Origin of the sequence: Pseudomonas sp. TMP9 (genome assembly GCF_037943105.1) — a bacterium.
Taxonomy (GTDB): Bacteria; Pseudomonadota; Gammaproteobacteria; order Pseudomonadales; family Pseudomonadaceae; genus Aquipseudomonas.
Genome location: NZ_CP149803.1, coordinates 272,082 through 295,004, shown reverse-complemented (window position 1 = coordinate 295,004; position 22,923 = coordinate 272,082). Strand labels below are relative to the sequence as shown.

The 22,923-nt window shown below is 57.4% G+C and carries 20 protein-coding genes; 5 read left to right on the top strand and 15 right to left on the bottom strand.

The features are described 5' to 3' along the window. Nucleotides 1-6: 6 nt before the first annotated feature. From WF513_RS01430 to WF513_RS01420, 3 genes are all read right to left on the bottom strand, one after another. Nucleotides 7-912, bottom strand: coding sequence for an SH3 domain-containing protein (locus WF513_RS01430; RefSeq protein WP_339080972.1), 906 nt, complete (start codon nt 910-912; stop codon nt 7-9). A gap of 345 nt (nt 913-1,257) precedes the next feature. Beyond that, a complete protein-coding gene (gene typA, locus WF513_RS01425) occupies nt 1,258-3,078 on the bottom strand; it encodes a translational GTPase TypA (RefSeq protein WP_339080971.1) in 1,821 nt (606 codons plus the stop codon). A 196-nt stretch (nt 3,079-3,274) separates the two neighbouring features. After that, a complete protein-coding gene (locus WF513_RS01420; protein WP_339083677.1) occupies nt 3,275-3,412 on the bottom strand; it encodes a hypothetical protein in 138 nt (45 codons plus the stop codon). A 330-nt stretch (nt 3,413-3,742) separates the two neighbouring features. Between WF513_RS01420 and glnA the strand changes: the two genes are divergently transcribed. From glnA to ntrC, 5 genes are all read left to right on the top strand, one after another. After that, nucleotides 3,743-5,149 carry a glutamate--ammonia ligase gene (gene glnA, locus WF513_RS01415; RefSeq protein WP_339080970.1) on the top strand — a complete coding sequence of 469 codons (1,407 nt, stop codon included), beginning with the start codon at nt 3,743-3,745 and terminating at the stop codon, nt 5,147-5,149. A gap of 173 nt (nt 5,150-5,322) precedes the next feature. Next, entirely contained in the window at nt 5,323-5,883 is a 561-nt protein-coding gene (locus WF513_RS01410; protein WP_339080969.1) for a DUF4124 domain-containing protein, read from the top strand. A gap of 3 nt (nt 5,884-5,886) precedes the next feature. Further along, complete coding sequence (locus WF513_RS01405) at nt 5,887-6,507, top strand: DUF4124 domain-containing protein (RefSeq protein ID WP_339080968.1); 621 nt, start codon at nt 5,887-5,889, stop codon at nt 6,505-6,507. A gap of 234 nt (nt 6,508-6,741) precedes the next feature. Then, nucleotides 6,742-7,824, top strand: a complete 1,083-nt coding sequence (gene glnL, locus WF513_RS01400; protein ID WP_339083368.1) for a nitrogen regulation protein NR(II) — start codon at nt 6,742-6,744, stop codon at nt 7,822-7,824. Next, a complete protein-coding gene (gene ntrC, locus WF513_RS01395) occupies nt 7,821-9,254 on the top strand; it encodes a nitrogen regulation protein NR(I) (RefSeq protein ID WP_339080967.1) in 1,434 nt (477 codons plus the stop codon). The genes glnL and ntrC overlap by 4 nt, the downstream gene beginning before the upstream one ends. Nucleotides 9,255-9,585: 331 nt before the next feature. On the opposite strand, the gene WF513_RS01390 is transcribed toward ntrC, so the two are convergent. The 12 genes from WF513_RS01390 to WF513_RS01335 form a co-directional block, all read right to left on the bottom strand. Beyond that, nucleotides 9,586-13,875 (bottom strand): DUF6701 domain-containing protein, encoded by a 4,290-nt coding sequence (locus WF513_RS01390; protein WP_339080966.1) that lies wholly within the window; start codon nt 13,873-13,875, stop codon nt 9,586-9,588. Continuing rightward, nucleotides 13,872-14,291 (bottom strand): hypothetical protein, encoded by a 420-nt coding sequence (locus WF513_RS01385; RefSeq protein ID WP_339080965.1) that lies wholly within the window; start codon nt 14,289-14,291, stop codon nt 13,872-13,874. The genes WF513_RS01390 and WF513_RS01385 overlap by 4 nt, the downstream gene beginning before the upstream one ends. Further along, the gene (locus tag WF513_RS01380) at nt 14,281-15,171 is read right to left on the bottom strand and encodes a type II secretion system protein (protein WP_339080964.1); all 891 of its coding nucleotides are present in this window, start codon (nt 15,169-15,171) and stop codon (nt 14,281-14,283) included. The genes WF513_RS01385 and WF513_RS01380 overlap by 11 nt, the downstream gene beginning before the upstream one ends. Next, nucleotides 15,162-15,650: a prepilin-type N-terminal cleavage/methylation domain-containing protein gene (locus WF513_RS01375; protein WP_339080963.1), complete on the bottom strand. Its 489-nt coding sequence runs from the start codon at nt 15,648-15,650 to the stop codon at nt 15,162-15,164. Before WF513_RS01375 ends, WF513_RS01380 begins: the two co-directional genes overlap by 10 nt. Further along, the gene (locus tag WF513_RS01370) at nt 15,647-16,087 is read right to left on the bottom strand and encodes a prepilin-type N-terminal cleavage/methylation domain-containing protein (protein ID WP_339080962.1); all 441 of its coding nucleotides are present in this window, start codon (nt 16,085-16,087) and stop codon (nt 15,647-15,649) included. The genes WF513_RS01375 and WF513_RS01370 overlap by 4 nt, the downstream gene beginning before the upstream one ends. A gap of 6 nt (nt 16,088-16,093) precedes the next feature. Next, nucleotides 16,094-16,531 (bottom strand): type II secretion system protein, encoded by a 438-nt coding sequence (locus WF513_RS01365; protein ID WP_339080961.1) that lies wholly within the window; start codon nt 16,529-16,531, stop codon nt 16,094-16,096. Nucleotides 16,532-16,555: 24 nt separating this feature from the next. Beyond that, a complete protein-coding gene (locus tag WF513_RS01360) occupies nt 16,556-17,068 on the bottom strand; it encodes a type II secretion system protein (RefSeq protein WP_339080960.1) in 513 nt (170 codons plus the stop codon). 18 nt (nt 17,069-17,086) lie between these two features. Then, nucleotides 17,087-17,575, bottom strand: a complete 489-nt coding sequence (locus WF513_RS01355; protein ID WP_339080959.1) for a hypothetical protein — start codon at nt 17,573-17,575, stop codon at nt 17,087-17,089. A gap of 26 nt (nt 17,576-17,601) precedes the next feature. Next, on the bottom strand, nt 17,602-18,840 hold the full coding sequence (locus WF513_RS01350) for a type II secretion system F family protein (protein ID WP_339080958.1): 1,239 nt from the start codon (nt 18,838-18,840) through the stop codon (nt 17,602-17,604). A 64-nt stretch (nt 18,841-18,904) separates the two neighbouring features. Further along, nucleotides 18,905-20,629, bottom strand: coding sequence for a GspE/PulE family protein (locus tag WF513_RS01345; RefSeq protein ID WP_339080957.1), 1,725 nt, complete (start codon nt 20,627-20,629; stop codon nt 18,905-18,907). After that, entirely contained in the window at nt 20,629-21,990 is a 1,362-nt protein-coding gene (locus WF513_RS01340; RefSeq protein ID WP_339080956.1) for a hypothetical protein, read from the bottom strand. The genes WF513_RS01345 and WF513_RS01340 overlap by 1 nt, the downstream gene beginning before the upstream one ends. Then, the gene (locus WF513_RS01335) at nt 21,987-22,919 is read right to left on the bottom strand and encodes an AAA family ATPase (protein WP_339080955.1); all 933 of its coding nucleotides are present in this window, start codon (nt 22,917-22,919) and stop codon (nt 21,987-21,989) included. Before WF513_RS01335 ends, WF513_RS01340 begins: the two co-directional genes overlap by 4 nt. Between the last annotated feature and the right edge of the window lie 4 nt (nt 22,920-22,923).

The window sequence follows — 22,923 nt, the reverse complement described above, 5'->3', positions numbered from 1 at the left end:
CCCCTGTCAGATGAGTTCCCAAGCGCCATCGGCCGCCTGACAAGCCTGGATCGCTTGCTGCTCACTGCTGCCTTTAGTGGTGACGTTGTAATTGACGGTACGGCAGGTGGTTTGCGCGGCAACTGTCTCCTCAACCACATTCATGCTGTCCAGATCGAAACCTTGCTCTTTGGCCGCCACCACATCGAGGGCATCCAGATCGGTGGCTTCCGCCGCCGGCGCGGCAGGGTTTGCAGTTTTGTTTGCAGCGGCGACTACAGCGGCGGGCGTTTTGCGCTCAGAAGCCAATTCCACCAATGGGGCATAAACATAGCCCACGCTGACACCACGACGACCGACCATGATCCAGTCATTGTCGGTGCGGCCAATGGCGGTAAAGGTGCTGCCTGCTGCCAGGCCGCCAACTTTTTCGGCGCTCTGGTTGGGGGCACTGCGCACGTTGGCCGATTTAATTGCGCGGTAAGAGCTGTTCAGCAGTTTCATATTGGGCACTGCCTGAACCTGCGCAGTACGCTTCACCGCCACCTGGCGTGACTCAGTCTTGGTGCTCACGGGGGTAATCTGCGCGGTCGCACCGCTGTGGGTCGACGTCCAATTGGTAACCTGGCCATCCTTACCCGACTCCAGCACTTGCTGGGTCTGCGCCGCCAAGGCCTGACGATCGCGGTCATCGAGCTTGGCGCCGATGGTCTTACCCAACATACCGCCAGCCAAAGCGCCAACGAGCATAGCGGCGGTGCGGCCGCTGCCGCTGCCCACCTGACTACCAATCAGAATGCCAGCGGCAGCACCCGCGACCGCCCCAATATTTTCCTGATTCAGCCACTCGTTTTGCGACATGTTGGCGCAACCTGCGGCGCTGGCAATACAGGCGCCAAGGGCTAAGTGACCGGTTTTTTTGAATAGGCTCATCCGTTGCTCCATCTAATTCTGATTGGCAGTCGAACGAATCGGATGGCACTCAGAGCAGAGAACGTTGGGCTAGGGGTTTAGCTGACAACAATCACTCGATCCATGAGAACAAAACGATCCATTAACGAAGCGATTTAATCTGAAACATAATGTCAAATCAATGGCACACGCCTATTTGACGCGCAGATACCCGCCCTTCTATAGATGAAGCCCTGCACTGCGCACCTTAAAGCAGACAAGCTCTGGGGGCGCATATCAGCCAACTCTATTGAATATTTATGCACAGGATTAAAAAAGCCCCCGCAGGCTCACGCCGGCGGGGGCTTTTAGTCAGCTAGAACTGGATCAGTTCTTGGACTTTTTGGCAGCGCGGGTGCGCTCGCCTTCGTCGAGGATTTTCTTACGCAGACGGATCGACTTCGGCGTGACTTCGCACAGCTCGTCGTCCTGGATGAACTCCAGGGCCTGTTCCAGGGTGAACTTCACCGGTGGCACCAGAGCGATGGTTTCGTCTTTACCGGAAGCACGCATGTTGTCGAGCTTCTTGCCTTTGGTTGGGTTAACACCCATGTCGTTATCGCGGCTGTTCAGACCGACGATTTGACCGTAGTAGATTTCCTGACCGTGCTCAACGAACAGCTTGCCGCGCGCCTGCAGGGTTTCTAGGGAATAAGTCAAAGCCTTGCCGGTTTCGACCGATACCAGTACGCCGTTCTGACGGCCGGACATGTGGCCGGACTTCATAGTGTCGTAGCGATCAAAGATCGAGGTCAGGATGCCTGCACCGTTGGTCATGGTCAGGAACTGGTTACGGAAACCAATCAGACCGCGAGCAGGGATGTTGTATTCCAAACGAACGCGACCCTTGCCATCCGGCACCATGTTGGTCAGGTCACCCTTACGCACGCCAATCTCTTCCATGACCTTGCCCTGGGACTCTTCCGGCACGTCGATGGTGACGTTTTCGAACGGCTCCTGCTTCACGCCGGCAACTTCACGGATGATCACTTCCGGGCGACCCACGCCCATTTCGAAGCCTTCGCGACGCATGGTTTCGATCAGTACCGAGAGGTGCAGCTCACCACGGCCAGAAACCTTGAAACGGTCGGCCGAGTCGCCCTCCTCAACACGCAATGCCACGTTGTACAGCAACTCTTTGTCCAGACGCTCTTTGATGTTACGGCTGGTGACGAACTTGCCTTCTTTACCGCAGAACGGCGAATCATTGACCTGAAAGGTCATGGATACGGTTGGCTCGTCGACGGTCAGCGGCTTCATTGCTTCGACATTGTTGATGTCGCACAGGGTGTCGGAAATAAACAGCTGGTCCATGCCGCTGACGCAGACGATGTCACCGGCGGTGGCTTCTTCAACGTCGATACGGTGCAAGCCGTGGTGGCCCATCAGCTTGAGGATACGACCGTTGCGGCGCTTGCCGTCGGCGTCGATGGCGACCACTGGGGTGTTCGGCTTGACGCGACCACGGGCGATACGGCCAACACCGATAATGCCGAGGAAGCTGTTGTAGTCCAGCGCCGAGATTTGCATCTGGAACGGACCATCGACATCCACCTTAGGGGACGGCACGTTGTCGACGATGGACTGGTACAGCGGTGTCATGTCTTCAGCCATCTCGGTGTGTTCCAGACCGGCAATGCCGTTCAGGGCGGAGGCGTAGACGACTTTGAAGTCCAGTTGTTCTTCGGTGGCACCGAGGTTGTCGAACAGGTCGAAGATCTGGTCCAGAACCCAATCCGGACGCGCGCCTGGACGGTCAACCTTGTTGATCACCACGATTGGACGCAGGCCGGCTTCGAAGGCCTTCTTGGTCACAAAGCGGGTTTGTGGCATCGGGCCGTCTTGGGCGTCAACCAGCAGCAGCACGGAGTCAACCATCGACATCACGCGCTCAACTTCACCGCCGAAATCGGCGTGGCCGGGGGTGTCGACGATGTTGATGTGGTAGCCGTTCCAGTTGATCGCGGTGTTCTTGGCAAGAATGGTAATGCCACGCTCTTTTTCCTGGTCATTGCTGTCCATCACGCGCTCGTCGTTGAGCTCGTTGCGCTCAAGGGTGCCGGACTGGCGCAGGAGCTTGTCCACCAGGGTGGTCTTACCGTGGTCAACGTGGGCAATGATGGCGATGTTGCGTAGATTTTCGATCACGTGTGTATCTCGATCAGAGGATTCGGTGTGCCGCCTAGTGTAGGGGGCGAATATTAACTAACTGCGATTTCTGCCAGGCGGCGTGAAAGCGTAAATCACGCCGCCGGTATGTCGGGAGGGCGATGGCGGATGCTGCCGCCATTCAACCCGGGCGTCTTATGTCGGACGATAAACGCGCGCACTGGCATACCCCTCATTAGCCGCTGACCTGCTGCGGGTGGTCACGCTCAGACAAAACCGAACCGGTGTTCTTCTCCAGCTGACGGATCAAGCGCTTGCGCACCGGCCGACTTTTTAGAGTGACGCTTGGGAAGACTTTAACGATCAGTTTCATGAAAACAGTGGGTGCCGAAGCTGCGAAAAAACAGGGGCGCGGATTATAGCGGAAATTGCTCACGCTTTGATCAAAAATCCTCACACCGACAAAGCGTGCACTTATTTGGTGCGATCGTGAAATATAGCTACCCATAACGGTGCAAATATTAGCTATGCATTACCATGCAGCCCTCGCTAGCCGTGATGTTCAGGCCTTGCACCCATTCTCGTGCACTGGCATGCAATTTGCTTCCTTGTGAGGCAGGATGCGCCGAGGGACTATGACCGCCGGTCAGCACCACATTTATCAAGGGCTCAGCACTCGAGCTTTAGCCACCTGGAGGACAGCATGTCGAAGTCGATTCAACTCATTAAAGAACACGACGTGAAGTGGGTAGACCTGCGCTTCACCGATACCAAGGGTAAGCAGCACCACATCACCATGCCGGCGCGTGACGCGCTGGATGACGAGTTTTTCGAAGTCGGCAAAATGTTCGACGGCTCCTCTATCCATGGCTGGAAAGGCATCGAAGCCTCGGACATGATCCTGCTGCCGGTTGACGACACCGCGGTAATGGACCCGTTCACCGAAGAACCAACGCTGATCATCGTGTGCGACATCATCGAGCCAAGCACTATGCAGGGCTACGACCGCGACCCGCGCTCGATCGCCAAGCGCGCTGAAGCATTCCTGAAAACCACAGGTATCGGTGACACCGTTTTCGTTGGCCCAGAGCCTGAGTTCTTCATCTTCGACGAAGTGAAGTTCAAATCCGATATCTCTGGCTCCATGTTCAAAATCTACTCTGAGCAAGGCTCCTGGATGTCCGATCAGGACGTTGAAGGCGGTAACAAAGGTCATCGCCCAGGCGTCAAAGGTGGTTACTTCCCTGTTCCGCCGTTCGACCATGACCATGAAATCCGTACTGCCATGTGTAATGCCATGGAAGAAATGGGTTTGGTCATTGAAGTTCACCACCACGAAGTCGCGACTGCTGGCCAGAACGAAATTGGCGTGCAGTTCAACACCCTAGTTAAAAAGGCTGACGAAGTTCAGACCCTTAAGTACTGCGTACACAACGTGGCGGATGCCTACGGTAAAACTGCGACCTTTATGCCGAAGCCGCTTTACGGCGACAACGGTTCGGGTATGCACGTGCACCTGTCCATCGCTAAAGATGGCAAGAACACCTTCGCTGGCGAAGGCTATGCCGGCCTGTCCGACATCGCCCTGTACTTCATCGGCGGCATCATCAAGCACGGCAAAGCGTTGAACGGCTTCACCAACCCGTCGACCAACTCCTACAAGCGTCTGGTCCCAGGCTTTGAAGCCCCAGTGATGCTGGCTTACTCGGCGCGTAACCGTTCGGCCTCGATCCGTATCCCGTACGTGTCCAGCCCGAAAGCACGCCGCATCGAAGCACGCTTCCCTGATCCGGCTGCCAACCCATACTTGGCCTTCGCCGCTCTGCTGATGGCCGGTATCGACGGCATTCAGAATAAGATTCACCCTGGTGATGCGGCTGACAAAAACCTGTATGACCTGCCACCAGAAGAAGGCAAGTTGATCCCGCAAGTGTGCGGCAGCTTGAAAGAAGCCCTGGAAGAACTGGACAAGGGCCGTGCCTTCCTGACCAAAGGCGGTGTGTTCTCCGACGACTTTATCGATGCCTACATCGAGCTGAAATCCGAAGAAGAAATTAAAGTACGCACCTTTGTGCATCCACTGGAATACGACCTGTACTACAGCGTCTAATCCAGCACGCGTCACAAGAGGCCACCTTAGGGTGGCCTTTTGCGTTTAGCCGCGAGCCCGGTGCGCATTTCGCTCCGCTGTTTTATGCGCGGGTACACGCCATCTCATCAACGCGCTTGCCAGAGCGCCCGAGCAGTGCAAGGCTTAGGTCTCATTAACCGGGAGAGTCAGGTATGCGCTCTTTACTCATCTGTCTGTTGCTGAGCATGGCCCTACCGGCCGCTGCGCAGATCTATACCTACACCGACGCCAATGGCAATACGGTATTCACCGATCAGCCGCCGGAAGGCCAGGTGACCGAAAATGTTGAGCTGCCTGCAACCAACAGTGTGTCGATGCCCGTGCCCAGCCAGCCCGCCGCTGCAAGCGCCGCTACAACTGAGCAAGCAGCGCCCTACAGCATGTTGCAACTGACTGACATTCCTAGCGATGAAGCCCTGCGCGCCAACAACGGTACCTTCAGTGTGGGCGTGGCTATTGAGCCCCGCCTGGCCAGCAACCATCGCTTGCGTTTGCTGCTCGATGGTAAGCCGTACGGTCAACCGAGCAACGTGCCGCGCCTGCAGGTCAGCAACGCTGATCGTGGCGAGCACAGCTTGGCCGTGGAAGTGTTAAGCGGTGAATCTTCGCTCCAGCAAAGCGCCACGGTGAATTTCACCGTCCAGCGCGTCAACACCAGCAGCCCAGCCCTCCGGCCGCCGGCCCCACCCGCAAAACCAAAGCCAGCCCCCTAACCTATGCGCAACCTGCTGTTCTGCTGTTTGATGCTGCTCGCCCTGCCCACATTGGCGCAGGTTTATACCTATATAGATGCCGAGGGTAATCGAGTATTCACCGACCAACCCACGTCCAGCCAAGCCGAGCGCGTGCAACTGGCGCCGAGTAACTCGATGTCGGCCACGCCCAGCGCCCCGCCTGCACCCACTTTTTTACCGCCGCCAGAACCCAGCCTGCGTTATAGCTTGCTGAGAATTTTGGTGCCACAGCCTGACGCCAGTATCCGCGACAGCGCGGGCAACTTGATTGTCAGTGTTAACAGTGAGCCAAAACTCTTCCCGCAACACCGCTATCGCCTGCTTATAGACGGTCAACCGGTGGGCGAAGTCGGCAGCAGCCCGGTATTCCCGCTGAGCAACATTGACCGCGGCACCCACCAGTTGGCCGTGGAAATCATCGACGCGCAAGATCGCATTATCGAGCGCACACCCAGCCAGCCCTTCCACATGCTGCGCATATCCCTCGTACAAAAGCGCAACGCTAACCCGTGCAAAAAGGTGGATTACGGCGTACGCCCCGAATGCCCGCTCAAAGACAAACCAGCGGAAAAGAAAGACATCCCCTTCGTGCCATTCCTCTAGGCACTGTTACTGTTCACGCCCGGACACCCAAACAGGCAGGCCGCCCCGCACCAATTAAGTGCAAAAAAACCGGGCATTTCTATACGCTCCCTGTTTTGGGTCAGCCTATTGCGCTTCAAAGCAGCCCATTTACGCCATTACAAAGCTAACTGCGCGTCTTTTCGGGGCTTTGGTTTGCTTCTTGCATTTTCTAGCAGTAATGCTGGAACCCAAGGGTCTGCGACATTCCATATGATCATCAACGACGCACTGCATCGCCTGCTGCTGGATAACCTGACCACTGCCACGCTGCTGCTCAATGACAACCTGCGCCTGGAGTACATGAACCCTGCGGCGGAGATGCTGTTGGCCGTCAGTGGCCAGCGCAGTCACGGGCAATTCATCAGCGAACTGTTCACCGAATCCAGCGAGGCACTCAGCGCCCTGCGCCAAGCCGTTGAACATGCTCACCCGTTCAACAAGCGTGAAGCGGTGCTGACCTCAGTCAGCGGGCAGACGCTGACCGTCGACTACGCGGTGACGCCTGTGCTGAGCCGAGGCGAAACCCTGTTGCTGCTGGAAGTGCATCCACGCGACCGCCTGCTGCGTATCACCAAGGAAGAAGCGCAACTGTCTAAGCAGGAAACCAGCAAAATGCTGGTGCGCGGCCTGGCACACGAAATCAAGAATCCGCTGGGTGGCATCCGCGGCGCAGCGCAGTTGCTGGCACGCCAGTTACCCGAGGAGAGCCTCAAGGATTACACCAACGTGATCATTGAGGAGGCCGACCGCCTGCGTAACTTGGTCGACCGCATGCTCGGCTCAAACAAGTTGCCATCGTTGGCGCTCACCAACGTGCATGAAGTGCTGGAGCGCGTCAGCAGTCTGGTGGAGGCGGAGAGCCAGGGCAGCATCATTTTGGTGCGCGACTATGATCCGAGTATTCCCGATGTACTGATCGACCGTGAGCAGATGATCCAAGCGGTTCTGAACATCGTGCGCAATGCTATGCAGGCCATCAGCTCGCAACATGATCTGCGCCTAGGCCGCATCACCCTGCGCACGCGCGCTCTGCGCCAATTCACCATCGGCCATTGCCGTCACCGCCTCGTAACCAAGATCGAGATTATCGACAACGGTCCAGGCATCTCGCCTGAATTGCAGGAAACCATTTTCTTTCCCATGGTCAGCGGGCGGGCCGACGGTACCGGTCTTGGCTTGGCTATCACCCAGAACATCATCAGCCAGCACCAAGGCTTGATCGAGTGCGAAAGCCATCCTGGCCATACCGTGTTCTCGATCTTCCTACCGCTGGAACAAGGAGTAACGACGCCATGAGTCGCAGTGAAACCGTCTGGATTGTTGATGACGATCGCTCCATCCGCTGGGTACTGGAAAAAGCCTTGCAACAAGAAGGCATGACCACCCAAAGCTTCGACAGCGCGGATGGCGTACTCAGCCGCCTGAGCCGCCAGCAACCTGATGTGATCATTTCTGATATCCGCATGCCGGGCGCCAGCGGTCTTGAGTTGCTGGCATGCATTCGTGAGATGCACCCGCGCCTGCCAGTGATCATCATGACGGCGCACTCCGATCTGGACAGCGCCGTGGCCTCCTACCAAGGCGGTGCATTTGAATACCTGCCTAAACCTTTTGATGTTGACGAAGCCGTCTCCCTGGTCAAGCGCGCCAACCAGCACGCCCAAGAACAGCAGAGTTTGAGCGTACCGATCGAGCAACCGCGCACGCCAGAGATCATCGGTGAAGCGCCGGCTATGCAGGAGGTGTTTCGCGCCATCGGTCGTCTTTCGCATTCCAATATTACCGTGCTGATCAACGGCGAATCCGGCACCGGCAAAGAACTGGTGGCCCATGCCCTGCACCGCCACAGCCCGCGGGCGATCTCACCGTTTATCGCGCTGAATATGGCGGCGATCCCTAAGGACCTGATGGAGTCTGAGCTATTCGGTCACGAAAAAGGCGCCTTTACCGGAGCAGCTAACCAGCGCCGCGGGCGTTTCGAGCAAGCCGACGGCGGTACCTTGTTTCTTGATGAGATCGGCGATATGCCGGCCGACACACAAACCCGCCTGCTGCGCGTGCTGGCGGATGGTGAGTTCTACCGGGTTGGCGGCCATACCCCAGTCAAAGTCGATGTGCGCATCATCGCCGCCACGCACCAAAACTTGGAAACTCTGGTACAGGCTGGGAAGTTCCGTGAAGACCTGTTCCACCGCCTCAACGTCATCCGCATTCATATTCCAAGGCTGTCTGATCGCCGCGAAGACATCCCAACGCTGGCCCGGCATTTCCTTAGCCGCGCGGCGCTGGAACTGGCAGTCGAGCCCAAACTGCTGAAAAGCGAAACCGAGGACTACCTCAAACACCTGCCTTGGCCCGGCAACGTGCGCCAGCTGGAAAACACCTGCCGCTGGATCACCGTCATGGCTTCAGGCCGTGAAGTGCATGTCAGTGACCTGCCGCCCGAACTGCTCAGCCAACCCCAGGAAAGCACCCCCGTCAGTAATTGGGAACAAGGCCTGCGTCAGTGGGCCGACTCAGCATTGGCACGCGGGCAATCCAACCTGCTGGAAACTGCCGTACCAGCTTTCGAGCGAATCATGATCGAAACTGCCCTCAAGCACACCGCCGGCCGCCGCCGCGACGCCGCCGTGCTACTGGGCTGGGGCCGCAATACCCTAACGCGCAAGATAAAAGAACTGGGTATGAACGTCGCCAGCGCCGATGACGAGGATAACGACGATTAAGCACCTCATTCTGCAGATCCAAGAAACGGGCCTTATGGCCCGTTTCGTTTTCCCGAGCGGAGCCCTCAGAAAATGCGCCAGGGCAATGCACCAGATCTAATCGGGTGCACGGCAGCGGTTCACTGAAACCGGTTTCCGCTTATAGCAAACCTCCTTTAAAAGCCTATGGCTCAGTATTTACGTGGCCTGTAGCCAATGTAATGCGATTGGCACACAGCCTGCATAGGCTCAGGTAATCCCAGTTTCGGGGACCTTGGTACAGGCAGGCCAGGGAATCCCCTCTTTTACATCCCAGCCAAAAAGGCCACCTAGTCAGGTGGCCTTTTTGCGTTCAGCGGTATATCTCTCGACGGAATATCAACGGCGGCGAGCCCTTGTAGATACCAAAGCTGGCTAAGCCAACTGCCGCCTGGCGCGCAGCACCATTCCACGGATAGTGCAGCCAGCTCGGCGCACTGGGGAAGCGCACCTGCACCGAACCATCGTTGCCATTGCCCGGCGCACTCAACTGCACGCGACCTAAACCGGCAACAGGCGCGGTTAGGCTCGGCGTAGTTTCATTAGCGGACAAATTGCCGATGTAGCTGAAGAGATCGGGCGCACCCAACACGCTGCTGGTGGTGCAGGTATCCAGCCCCTCGGTCTGGAAACTACCCCCCGCGGTGCTCTGCCAGCTTTCCAGCACCAGCGGCAGGCTTGGGCTCTGCAGCTCGGAACCATGGGCATTACCGATACGCAGGCGGCCCAGGCGCACTTCGCTGCCCGGATTATCGCTGAAGTCGTAGCTGTAATCGGTGCAGCCGCTACCGCTTCCATAGCAGGCACCATCGGCGTCGGTCAGCATCGCTGCGGTAAAGCCCTGCCTTACCTTGGTCAGAAATGGATAATCATCACTGCTGAGCAAGGCCCCTGGCTGATAGAGCAGTTGCTCACCACTCCAACTGTAAGTGCGCCGGCCGTCACCATCGCCGGCGCCAGTCGTACTAGGGGTGGCCACACCCTGACTGGCAAGGCGCGCATCAAGCGCCGCCTTGCCAGTGAACGAGCTATAGCTGCCCACAGCGGGGGCGGCTAACTTCCAGAAGGCGCCGCGATCATAGTTAGTGGTCACGCCACCCGCACGGTTGAAGCCGGTGATGGCCAGGCTCGGTGGCAGTGTGCTGGCAAAGCTTAGCGGCTGGCCCTGATAGCTAAAGGCGCTGCCGCAACTGGGAGTAAGGCTGGCGCTACCAACAGCACCCAGATAGGCAGGAATAAAGCGACCCGCAAGGGCACTGCTGCCGCCGCTGACCGTCTCACCATCCAGGTAGCCGCCGGTTGGCGGGGTGGCAATAATGGTGAACACACCCACTTCCGAGATCGACGTATTCGAGGTGGTCTGAGTGCCCAGCGCATGGGCATAAATTGGCGGCGACATCGCGCCATTAGCGCCGCCAGCTGGAGCCTGCACCGCACTGCTCAGCAGGATGCCGGAATGGATGAAATTCGGCGTGGTGATATTGCCCGTGCATAACTGCGCGGCGGTCAGCGCCTCTCCATCGGCTTGCCAGCCCACCGCACGAACGCGTAATGGGAAGCTGTCGCCGGCCCGAATGCCGGGCAATACCGCGCAGTTTTCGTCTGCACTGCTGCAGATGCTGTCGGTCTGCAGGCACAATCCATAGGGTTTACTGACGAACAAGTCTGAACCAGTCAGGGTCAATCCTGGGTCCGCATTGGCGTTGCTACCCGCGTAACTGGCGTTAAGCGTCACCTGCCCCGCATCGTCATAACGCACAGTCAGTGGCGCGGTGCCTGTGGCATCAAAGTTGAGGTTCAAGCTCACAGCTGTACCGCGCACATTACTGCCATTGACCATCACCGGTTGGGTGCCGGTAGATGGGTTGGTGTAGGCCGATGTGAAGTTTATGTTGCGCGTCACGTTAGCGAAGGCTGGCACACATTGCAGGGCATTGTCTGACTTGCGCACCGCACTGATGGTCGCAGCAGTAGGCTTGGCCGCAAGCATATTGGGCACCTGCAGCAGCAAGCCGCTGTCAGCGTATGTAATCCGGCAGCCAGTGGTCGAGCATATCGGTACGCTGAGCGGCTTGGTCGAAGGTATCGACGTTTGCACACCTAAGCTAACGGTGCTGGGCGTAGTAATGCTCAATCGAGCCTGGGCAGTGCCACCGCTGAAGTTGATGACGTTGCCACTGCCGGTGGCAGGCGCAACGGCAGACCAGTAGCTCGCTGGATTGAGCGTAACGCTGACTGGGTCGGTGAACAGGGTACTGCAACTGCTGTTAAGGCAGGCGCGTATGGTCACCGGTTGCGGGTTACAGGTCAGCGCTGAGCCTGCATAGCTGAACTCAAAATGATCGATTTGCTGCGCAAGCGGCTTGATGGTCGAGGCGCATATTTGCAGGTCGTCCAACTCATGGAAGTTGGTCGAACCCCCCGTAGAGCCTGTCAGTGACAGGTAAAAGTCAGCGGGCAACGCCGCCTGACTATTAGCCGCCGCCAGCACGTTGACTGCATTGAGGTTGGGCAATACAACAAAACCGCTGCCACTATTACGTTCGACTGTGACCAGCGCTTGGCTGGTAAAACGACCATCAACAGTGATGCGGTAGGTGTGCCCAGGACCAGGGGTAGTGTCTGATATATCAATGCCAGGACTGAGGTTGGCCGGGGTGCCGGCGATATAGCGATAACCGGCGGTATAGGGACTTACACTAGAACCACGGATTGCTACTGAATCAATGCGTTGACCCGGCCCGCCTAGGCCGCCCTCTGTGGAAAAATTGCCGAACTCATCAATACCAACGCCTAGCCAGCCGCCTGCAAAACCAGGATTGGCCGCATTACCCCGAGTACCGTAGCCCAACGGACCACCGAAGGCGCCAGGCTGGGGTGCTACTGACGCATCAGAGAGCACCACAGCCATGCCGTCAGCCCCACTGCCGCCGTAGGCATAATGCTTGAACTCTATTTGAATGAAGTTACCCGCGGCTGGGAACAAACGCTGCAGGGTTGACGCAGTGGCGACATTGCCCTGATTACTGGTCAGGCGCATGCGCTGATTGCTAACCGTCGGGGTGAAGGCCGTGTTCCCTCGACTGGCCACCGCCCAGTCTGTACCCAATGTAGGGTTATTAAAATTGTCACTGAAACACTGCAACCGCAGCGCGCATTGATGCCGGTCTTGATACAGCACGCTGATCTGCGCCGGGCTCAGCGCCATGTTGTAGATGCGCAACTCATCCATGTCGCCGTCAAAGTAACGCCCGGCAAAATTCTGGTCTGAGCCCAGCTGAAGAGGATCGCTGTTGGCCAGTGGCGTACCATCGAAGTTGGCCTGCCCCGCCAGATTACCGTTGATGTAGATACGCTGGTCACCCGGAGCAAAGCGCACCAGTACATGGCTCCACTGCCCCGCAGTTATAGCTGTTGTACTGTTGAACTGCCGGGTGGCGCTTGGGCTGGTTGTCTGCCACCACCAATTAATGGTGCCATTGGGGTTGAGATGAAACTCGTAGTTTTCATCCTTTGACACCAGCGTCATCAAGCCAGTGCTAGGCAAACTGCGCGGTTTGACCCACAGGCCTATGGTAAAGCTGCCCTGCAGATCCAATAGATTAGTGTCATCACGCTGCACGTACTGACTGGCCGAGCTGGCAAAACTGCCATAGCCGCACGTACCCATAGCATTCACTTCAGGTAGGGCTGGGCTCGCATTGGCCGTAACTGCACCGCCTAATACTGTTCCGTCGAGGCCATTGGGTGTAGCGTCCTTAACCTCGCCGCCAGCGCCTGACCAAGTGGTTTCGTCCAACAACCAGCTGAGCACAGGACCTGACGAACACGTGTTGGCTGGCGTAGAGCTGGGCAGACAAGTACCAGTAACCGTGCTGGGGCTATTAACGTTAATGGTCGAGTAACTTGGCGCGTTGAAGTTACCGTAAGCATTGGTGTTGTTCAGGGTTATCGCACCGCTGACTGCGCTGACGGAAACAAGGGTGTTAAGGCTACCTAGGCTGCTATCACTAATATTCACGGTACTGGCACCACTTATCGTACCAGCGGTCATCGTCACGCCTGAGAACGTGGCCGTGTTGTTCGCCGCGAAGAATCCACCTTGTATCGTACCGCCAGTGATGCTGATACCCGAGGAGTTAGAGCGGGCCCCGCCTTGCAGATTCGTGCCATTGGTGATGACGTCACAACAACTGCTGAGTACCTGTCCGGTCACGCTACCGCCAATCAAACTGATAGCACCTGAGGTGGCCGTAACGGTTCCATTGATGGTGCTATTAGTGGCGCTAAAGGGATTGGAGGTGGCAGTCAGGTTGATGTTGCGATCAGCTGCACCGACCAAGGTTGCTATTAATGTATGGGAGCGCGCGACAACGCTAATTGTCGTCGCGGTTGACACCGCCAGCACATCACCCAATGCCGTAGCGAGGACCCCATTACACGTAAAGGTTGTTCCCGAACGACTCCAAGTACCGGAACAAATAGAGGGAGCACCGCTGACCAACGGTGTGCCAGCGGTATTAAAGGTATACGTGACAGCCAATGCGTTGGCCGACCCCAGCAGTGCCAACAGGCTAAGCGCGCGCAGTATCGTCTTTTTCATCGCTCCACCACCGCCGTCAGTTGCCGATAGGCATAGTCAGAACGACCGCCTGGCGAGCCGTTCTGTGCCGTCGCAGTGAGACGAAATATCTGTACTGGGCGACCCTCGTTATCCGTGTAGCTATTCGCCGTACAGACGACGCTTACTGAAAACTCAGCTAAAGCACTGCCCGCTTGGCTAGGGGCACCCCCTGCACAGCTGGCGGTTTTATAGGCGCGGCTAATGCCCCACTCCAACCCGGCGCGAGCAGCCTGATAGGCGCGCGCCTGCTGAATAGCCAAGCTGTTGCTGCCGTGCTGAGTAATCGACAAGCGTGACATGGCGATGACCACCATGCTGATCACAATCATCACGAACATCGCCGCCACCAACCCGAAACCTCTGACCTTGGCGGGCACGCTTTTTTCAGGGCGCATTATCGACATGTACCTGTTGGAGTAACTGCAGGTTTTCCCCGGCCTGGCTGATGCTCAAACTCAAATTGAGCAACCCGGCGCGCTGAGTAGTGCCTGGTGCATATTCAAAACCGCTTTGGGCGCAATTCACGCTGCTGGCAACTGGCTGCGCGGCAGACCCCGCAGGTGGAGCCGCTGGGATTGCATTCAAGAGTTGACTGTAGCTGTAGCGCACCAGTTGGCTGTTCTGGCAGCGATAGCCGACGACCGTCTCAGCGAGGTACAGACGGCGCTGCGGCGAGGCAAATACAAAGTCAAAGTTGCCTCCCGGCATACTGCCCAAGGCAATCAGGCTTTCATTGCTCGGCGCACCGCCGAGGAGGCTAAACGTGGTGCCAGTCAGGCTCATGACGCCGGGATTAGCTGGAGCCCACACATTCCCTCCAAGAACTGGATTACCCGCCGACAGCGCACCGGTGTTGTACATCACCAGCCAACGCGCGCCCGCGGGGTTAAACGCAGGGTCCAGCACCTGCACGGTGTTACAGCTCCCATCAACAGTGCTACTGCCGCAACCACCAGGCGCGCTGGAAAATCGCAAGCCATCGCCGCCGATCCTGTTGGGCCGATAACGCGCGGCGCTGTGGATAAGCAGAAGCTCCATGGCCTGACCATCAGCGGACACCCGCACGGAATTCGGAATGGCCAGCCGCACATCACGCGTCATTCGACTCAGCGCACCGGCGGCCTGGTCAACCAATACGGCGCGACGGCTTTGATCAACAAAGCTATTTAAGGGTCGAGACAGCACCGCACTGACCATCACCGCCACCGTGCCAGCCAAGGCAATCACAATCACCAACTCAACCAAGGTAAACGCGCGACTGCGGCTCAGGGACATTGATCAACCCCCGCCACGTTTAGCTCGCCGTAGCAGGTGCGATAACCGCTGAGCAACAGTGACTGGTTGCCCGGATCAGTGACTTGAACATCTACCTGCAGCGCTGCAACACCATTCCAGTTAGGCAGCGCCTGCACGCTGACATCAACCCGGTAGGTGGCCAGCGCCGCAATGGCGATGCCACGCGCGTTGCGCGCACCGTTGTCACTCAGGCCACGGTAGTCACACACATCATTAAATGCATCACGGCTGGCCGGCACAGTTTGGCAAGCCGCCAGGGTAGCTGGATCGAGATAGGGTAAGAGGAGAATTTCCTCCAAATAGGCTTCGGCAATCGTCAGGCTCTGCTGACGCAGCAACGGGTCAGCAGAACGCCCGGTTATAGCGGCCATGGCATTGTAAAGCGCTGCGGCGGCGATGCCGATAATCACAATAGTGATCACCAGCTCAATCAGGGTCATACCGCGCTGGCGGGTCATTGCACCATTCCAGTTTCACCCGCTACGTTGATGGTGAAGCTGCCGATAACGGCACTGGCTGCACCGCCTAACGGACGACCTTCGGAGTCAAATATTACGGGGAAATTAGTTGGCGTAACCGTTACGCCATTGGGTACTTGCAGATTGGCGAAAGGGCTTGCGCCGTCGGGGCCAATCACCTCACGGGTATAGGAGGCATCGGCACTGCAGTTAGCGGCCTGACGCAGGCGATAGCCGCCAGCGTTCAAGCTGACTTGGGTCAGGCAAGCACTGGCCACGGCCAGCTTTTGCCCATAACGCACGGCTGCCAGACTTTCTTCGTAGAAAAGACGTTCATCGAACACCTGCCGATCGAAGAAGCGCGGCCCCACCACTGCCGCGAGGATGCCGGTGATCACAATCACCATAATCAACTCGACCAGGGTAAAGCCGCGCATTCTGGCTTAACAGCCCGGTGTAGTAAGGTCAGTATCCGTGATGACGCTGATTACTGCAGGTACGGCAGCTGAGGTAGCAGCCGTGTATGTGAAACTGCAGGTGCCCAACGTAATGGTGCCTGCTGTTGCCGTATTGAAATCGGCACTCAACTGCGCAGCGGTAATAATGGAAGCCTGGGTCGCGTAACCAAATGCAGTGGCTATATCTGTCCCTTCCAGGGTCACGGTGCCCGTCGCTGCGGTTTGATTTGTCGCCAGGGCTGCCGAATAAACGATGGCACTAGCCGAGCGCACGGAACCTAAAGCACCACTGAGTGAGGCCTGCCGTGCTTCACCGCCCAAATTGGCAAACCTCGGCAAGGCGAATGCAGCCAAGATGCCAAGGATAACAATCACCATGATCAACTCAATCAAGGTAAAACCACTTTGTTGATTTCTCATCATTATTACCTCAATAAAATTTAGGTCTTAAGGCACAAAGGTAGTGGTTACAGCACCGGTGGCGGAGTTGTAAACAATGCGATCACCTGTGGTCGCACTGATTGGTGGGTCAAGTTGATAGGCGAACGTGCACGTAGTGCCTGCCGTAGTGGCTACATAATCTACGGGAGCTGCAGCGGTCGAAGCCAAACCAACCGTCGGCGCAGAGCCTTGCAGGATGCTGGTCCAGACTTGCACACAGTCAAGCGTAGCGCCGGTGCCCAGAGGCCATCCCGAAGCATTCACATCCACCAAACCGTCTCCAAAACCGGTGACATTGGTATTGGGCGTAGGGTCTGAGCCATTATTGCGATTGACTTCCCACTGGGCGCGCACCAGCAACACAGCTGAGGCCAGCGCGCCACCAGCACCTTTTACAGCCGCCTCATGCGCATCTTTGGTGACGTTAATAAACCGTGGCAGTGCCACGGCAGCGAGAATACCCAGAACCACAATTACGACGATCAACTCGATCAGGGTAAAGCCTTTATTGTTCTTCATGCATTGTCCTCATTCACGTCAATAGCCCGCCGCAGACAACTCGTCTGCAGAAATTTCTGCAAGCTCTAGGGCAAAACCAGTGCCTTTGGAGTGTGACGCAGTTGTCGCGCTGCCGGGTACATCTACCAGCCGCCACGCGCGCACCTCACGCGTTTCATTTGCCCATTCGTCGCTAAAGCGCTGCTGATACAACACCCAGGCACGCCCGGTTAGCCAATACCAACAGCCACTCTGCGGCTCTTCAGCTGCGGCCAACTCACCGCAGTAGTTGTCCTGCTGCCAACGCAACAGCACGAACGGATTTGAATTGCGCCAGGCTTTATCCAGCACCTGATTCTTCGCCATTTGCTCGGCTACCAGGTTGTTCAATCCTGTGGTCAGGTGCTCATGCGTCGCCTCTAACGCGCGGCGCTCAGTGACCTGGGCAATTTTCCAACCCAGCGCCAGCACTGTCGTAAACAGTATAAGCCAGGTAATGGCCCAGCCCAGTTGGCGTGCAAAACGCACCCGACCATCAAGTTGGTATTCCCCCCTCAACCGCCCCCCTTAGCCGCCGAGGACAGCTCCCACATCGGTAGAAATACGCCAAGTGCAAGAATCAGCACGAGGATACCCATGGCCACGATCAGGATCGGCTCGATGGCATCGGCCAATTGCTTGAGGTCGTAATCCACTTCCTCTTCGTAAAAATCTGCCACTTCAACGAACAGGTCATCAAGCGCACCGGTCTCTTCTCCCACCGCAATCATTTGCAACACCAGCGGTGTAAACAGGCCACTGGCGGAAGCAGTATTGGTGAGCGCCTCACCCCGCTCCACGCCTTCGCGCATGCTCAGAATGGCCTGACCGATGTAGCGGTTGCCTACCGTGGCACTGTTGATCGAAAGGGTTTGCAACAGCGGAACGCCTGCGCGGTACATCATCGCGAAAGTGCGGGTAAACCGGGCTAAGGCGATGCGCTCAAATACCCCACCGACGATGGGCAGGCGCAGCTTGATCTGGTCCCACTTGAGCGCGCCGGCGTCGGTTTCCTTCCAGCGGATAAAGCCGAAGATAGCGCCAACTAAAACGATCAGCATCAGCCACCAGTAATCCTGAAAAAACTGCGAAGTACCGATCAAAATACGTGTGGGCAACGGCAGTTCGGCGCGGAACTGCTCGAACACTTTGGAGAAGGCTGGGATCACAAAAATGTTAATCACCACCAACGCCACCGCCATGGCCGACATCACGAACAGTGGGTAGCGGGTAGCCTGTTTGATGCGCTTGCGCGTCTCGCGCTCCATCTCTAGATAACCGGACAACTGCTTGAATGCCTGATCGAGCTGACCGGTGTTTTCACCCACACTGATCATGCTGATAAACAGGGTGTTGAATACTTTGGGGTGCGCGTTAAGCGACACCGCCATGCTCATACCGCTCTCCAGATCGGAGCGCACTTCTAACAGCACTTCGCGGAAGAACTGATTACGGTGCGATTCGGCCAGACCACCTATAGCGCGGATAATCGGAACCCCAGCCTTGCTCAAGCTGTACATCTGTCGGCAGAAGATGATCAGCTCCTCCAGCTCAACTTTCTTGCTGCGCAGCGCTTCAGTGATCAATGCCAGCACATCAACGTCTTCACCCGAAGCGTCTTGTGCCTCGATCTGCAGCGGAGTGATTTTTTCCGCCAGCAGCTCACTGGCCAGGCTGTCGGCTGAGGTGCTTTCGCGGCTGCCACTGATCTTACCGCCCAGAGCATCACGGCCGGTGAAGCGGAATTGGCTCATGGCAAGTACACACCCATGCGCGCAGGGAGCCATTGCGTATTAATTGTGCGGAAATATGCCTGCATCAGCCGGCTAGCTCATCGGTCAGGGTGGCGCAGACTTTCAGCACCTCCTCGATGCTGGTGACTCCAGCCAATGCATAGTCCAGGGCACAGGCGGCCAACGGTCGATAATTGGCGCTGGCCTGTGCCGCCTCAGCAAAACCTTGCGGGTCATTGCGACGCAGGGCAGCAATCATACCCTCATCCATTTCCAGTAACTCGAAGACGCCGACTCGTCCGGCATAGCCGGTGTTATGGCACTGATGACAACCCGCCCCGCGTTTGAAGCTTCGGCCAGCCAGCGGCGCTTTGTACAGCGCTTCAAGCCAGACCACCTGACGCGGCTCCGGCACATGCTCCTGCATGCAGTTTTCACATACGCGACGTACCAGCCGTTGGGCCAACACAGCATTCAATGAGGTGGCCACGAGAAAAGGTTCAGCCCCCATGTCTATTAGACGCATGGCTGATGTCAACGCATCGTTGGTGTGCAAGGTCGACAACACCAGGTGACCGGTAAGGGCGGCGCGCAAGCCGATCTCTGCGGTCTCTTGATCACGCATCTCTCCGATCAGCACAATATCTGGGTCCTGACGCAGGGCGGCGCGCAGCACGCGGGCGAAACTCAAGTCGATCTTGGCATTGACCTGAACTTGGTTGACCCGCGGCAAGCGGTATTCAACCGGGTCTTCCACGGTGATGATCTTCTTTTCTGGGCTGTTTAGCTCAGCAAGTCCTGCGTACAGCGTGGTGGTTTTACCCGAGCCGGTAGGGCCAGTGACGAGCACCAGGCCATAAGGGCGCTGCAAAAGTCGACGGAAGCGCACCAGCATATCTGGCGGCATGCCGCTGGCATCTAGATTGGCCACGCCACCGCTCTGGTCGAGCAGACGCATCACCACGGATTCGCCGAACTGCACCGGCATGGTTGAGACCCGCACATCGATAGCGCGGCCCTTAACCCGAATATTGAAGCGCCCGTCCTGAGGCAAACGCTTTTCGGAAATATCCAAACCGGACATGATTTTCAAGCGCATAACCAACGCCGATGCAACCCGCGCCTCTTTCATTACCTGCTCGTTGAGCACACCGTCGATCCGCTGGCGAATACGCACCAGGCCTTCATCGGGCTCAATGTGAATGTCCGAGGCTTTCATCTGCACGGCGTCTTCAAACAGGGTTTGTAGCAGGCGCACCACCGGCGCGTCGGTGTTACTGTCGGCACCCAGTTTGGACAGGTCGAAATCGCTGTCCTTGAGTTCGCCCTCCAGCTCACCGGCAATCGATGCAATTTCACTGGTGCGTCGGTACACATTATCCAAGGTCGCCAGCAGTTCGGCTTCACGCACCACCGCTGGCTGCACCCGCACTTTAAGGATGCGGTCCATCTCGTCCAGCGCGAACAGATCCAGCGGGTCGGACATGCCGACCAGCAGGCCGCCGCCCTCCCGCGACAGCACCAACGCACGAAAGCGGCGGGCCATGGCTTCTGGCAGAAGCTGCACCAGCTCTTGATTGAATTTGAAGTGCTTGAGGTCGATGAATGGAATCTTCATCTGCTCGGACAACGCCGTCAGCAGACGGCCCTCGTCGACAAAGCCCATGTCGATGACGGTTCGCCCCAGTTTCGAGCCCGTGCGCTTCTGATCCTGCAGGGCCAGTTGCAGCTGTGCATCGCTGAGCAGTCCGGCCTGAATCAGCAAGTCGCCAAGGCGAACCTTACGTTGACGAACATCATCCTGACTCATCACTCACTCCCCAACACGTTGCCGCGCTCACTGGCAAAACGCCGTGAACTGTCATCCAAACCCACACCCTGCAACGCCAAGCGATAATGCTGCCCTGCCTGAGAGGGCTGATCAAGTTGCTCAAGCGCAATGGCCAAGCCCAGCTGCCAAGTCGCTTGGCTGGGCCGCAGAACAATCATCTGCCGGTACACGTCGGCGCTCTTCTGCCACTGTTCGGTTTGCTGATAGACAGCCGCGAGCAGCGCAAAATAGTTCGGCTCTTGCTCTAGGCGAGGCGGATTCTGTTCCAGTGTTGCAGCAGCGGCCTGCGCATCACCGGCTTGAAGCTGCGAGCGAGCCAACAACAAACGCAGCTCACTGTCATAGGGCAGCTGCACTAACTGCTCAGGCAACCACGTGAGCAAGCGCTGCTGATCGTCTGCAGCCAAATAAGCTCGTGCCAACCAGCGCAATACTTCTGGGTCTTGCCCTCGGGTTTTCTGTAAGGCCTCTAACTCATTAATGGCCCGGGCAGTATCGCCGCTCTGCAACGCTTGCCGAGCTAACTCCAAGCCATTCGGACGGTACGCTTCAATCTTAACTTGGGGCGGGCCAATAGGCCGCGCTTCAGCAGCCGGCAGCGTTAACGGTTCTGCGGAAGCAGGTGCAACCCCGTCACTTACCAGAGGAGCGCTCACCCAGGCGGGTAATAGGGATTCAGTATTCACCGAGGCTGTTTCAGCGGCGGGCAGGTCCAGTAATGCCAGGGGCGCGTCTATGGTGTCCAGCGGCGCGGTTAAAGGCACCTCGATCCAAAGCATCCAACGATCGCCAGCAACCTCTAGGCGGTCGCGCACTTCCAAGCTATCGCCCAGCCCTACCAACAGAATGTCTACATCTGCACCCTTGTTCTCGACCCGCCAGGACATGCTGCGCCCATCACGCTGCACGCGACCCTGCTGCAGCTCACCAGGCAGCTGCGTAGCCTGCAGACGCAAACTGACGACACCACTTTCTTCGCTACGCTGATAAGACACAGCCCTATCGAGCAGCAGCTGTAAGACCAGACCGCGCGCATCGTGCTGCGGCAGAACATCAAGAATCTGCACCGGTGCAACCACCGCCAGCGGCTGCTCGACGGGCTCGGTGACAGTGGCTACCGGTGGTGCGCTGTTGACTACATGACCGATGCCAAGCCAGACCAGCGCACTGATCAAAATAACCGCTGCAGCCCAGAGAACGCCACGGCGTAACAGCGCATAGCGGTCACGCCGTGCTGCCGCCACTTCATCCACGGCATACAGGCCATCCAGCTGCACGCGCTCGGCAGGCGCTGCACGACGGGCTTCCAAGTCACGCAACATGTCGTTAACCAGGCTCATGGCAGCAACTCCCGCCAGCGCTCCAGCCAAGGCCAGACACCGATTATCAGCACAATGGAAAACGCGCCCGCAGCCATACCAACCCCCAACCAAGGCGAACGCCGTTTAAGAAAGGCTTGAGCACCATCGGTGTCCATCTGCGCACGTTTGATATGACGACTGCGAACCTGACGCACGCCCTCACCAAACGCCACCATCAGCGCCTTGTGCGCGAGAATATTGAGCAAGCGCGGAATACCGCCACTGCCGTGCACCAACTGCTGCACGGCGGCTGGGGCGAATAGCGGCTCGCCACGATAACCCGCAACAGCCAGACGCTCACTCAGGTAGCGAGTAGCATCCCTCACATCCAACGCCCGCAACTTATAAGAAAAGGTGATGCGCTGTAGCAACTGGCGAAACTCCGGACGCGCCAGCGTTTCATCCAACTCCGGCTGGCCGAACAGCACTACCTGCAACAGCTTGGCTTGTTCAGTTTCCAGATTGGTCAACAAGCGCAACGCCTCAAGCGTCTCGGGGGGGAGCGCCTGTGCCTCATCAATCAACACCACCGTACTTTTACCCGTGACAGCCAACTCAATCAGCCGATGATGCAATGCCTCCAATAAGCCTTGGGCATCCGAGTCCTCAGCATCAGCCACTCCCAGTTCGCGGGCAATCGCCTGACGCAGCCCCACAGGGTTCATCTCGGGATTAGGCAGGTAGGCCAACTGGAAGCGCGCATCGTCTAGCTGATTGAGTAGCGTTCGACACAACAGCGTTTTGCCTGTGCCAACCTCGCCGGTGACTTTAATGAAACCTTCACCCTCATCCAGCGCTACACGCAGCAGATTGAGGCATGCCTGATAAGGCGCCAACTGCACTAAAAAACCGGTATTAGGAGTCAGCGCGAAGGGCTTTTCGTGCAGACCGAAAAAGGCTTCATACATCGCC

Excerpts from the sequence above, each read along its gene's own strand:
- WF513_RS01375 (WP_339080963.1), bottom strand. The coding sequence starts at position 15,650 with ATGACCCGCCAGCGCGGTATGACCCTGATTGAGCTGGTGATCACTATT.
- WF513_RS01370 (WP_339080962.1), bottom strand. The coding sequence starts at position 16,087 with ATGCGCGGCTTTACCCTGGTCGAGTTGATTATGGTGATTGTGATCACC.
- WF513_RS01430 (WP_339080972.1), bottom strand. The coding sequence starts at position 912 with ATGAGCCTATTCAAAAAAACCGGTCACTTAGCCCTTGGCGCCTGTATT.
- WF513_RS01390 (WP_339080966.1), bottom strand. The coding sequence starts at position 13,875 with ATGAAAAAGACGATACTGCGCGCGCTTAGCCTGTTGGCACTGCTGGGG.
- WF513_RS01405 (WP_339080968.1), top strand. The coding sequence starts at position 5,887 with ATGCGCAACCTGCTGTTCTGCTGTTTGATGCTGCTCGCCCTGCCCACA.
- WF513_RS01335 (WP_339080955.1), bottom strand. The coding sequence starts at position 22,919 with ATGTATGAAGCCTTTTTCGGTCTGCACGAAAAGCCCTTCGCGCTGACT.
- glnA (WP_339080970.1), top strand. The coding sequence starts at position 3,743 with ATGTCGAAGTCGATTCAACTCATTAAAGAACACGACGTGAAGTGGGTA.
- WF513_RS01360 (WP_339080960.1), bottom strand. The coding sequence starts at position 17,068 with ATGAAGAACAATAAAGGCTTTACCCTGATCGAGTTGATCGTCGTAATT.
- WF513_RS01385 (WP_339080965.1), bottom strand. The coding sequence starts at position 14,291 with ATGCGCCCTGAAAAAAGCGTGCCCGCCAAGGTCAGAGGTTTCGGGTTG.
- ntrC (WP_339080967.1), top strand. The coding sequence starts at position 7,821 with ATGAGTCGCAGTGAAACCGTCTGGATTGTTGATGACGATCGCTCCATC.
- WF513_RS01350 (WP_339080958.1), bottom strand. The coding sequence starts at position 18,840 with ATGAGCCAATTCCGCTTCACCGGCCGTGATGCTCTGGGCGGTAAGATC.
- WF513_RS01420 (WP_339083677.1), bottom strand. The coding sequence starts at position 3,412 with ATGAAACTGATCGTTAAAGTCTTCCCAAGCGTCACTCTAAAAAGTCGG.
- WF513_RS01380 (WP_339080964.1), bottom strand. The coding sequence starts at position 15,171 with ATGTCCCTGAGCCGCAGTCGCGCGTTTACCTTGGTTGAGTTGGTGATT.
- WF513_RS01410 (WP_339080969.1), top strand. The coding sequence starts at position 5,323 with ATGCGCTCTTTACTCATCTGTCTGTTGCTGAGCATGGCCCTACCGGCC.
- WF513_RS01345 (WP_339080957.1), bottom strand. The coding sequence starts at position 20,629 with ATGAGTCAGGATGATGTTCGTCAACGTAAGGTTCGCCTTGGCGACTTG.
- WF513_RS01340 (WP_339080956.1), bottom strand. The coding sequence starts at position 21,990 with ATGAGCCTGGTTAACGACATGTTGCGTGACTTGGAAGCCCGTCGTGCA.
- WF513_RS01365 (WP_339080961.1), bottom strand. The coding sequence starts at position 16,531 with ATGATGAGAAATCAACAAAGTGGTTTTACCTTGATTGAGTTGATCATG.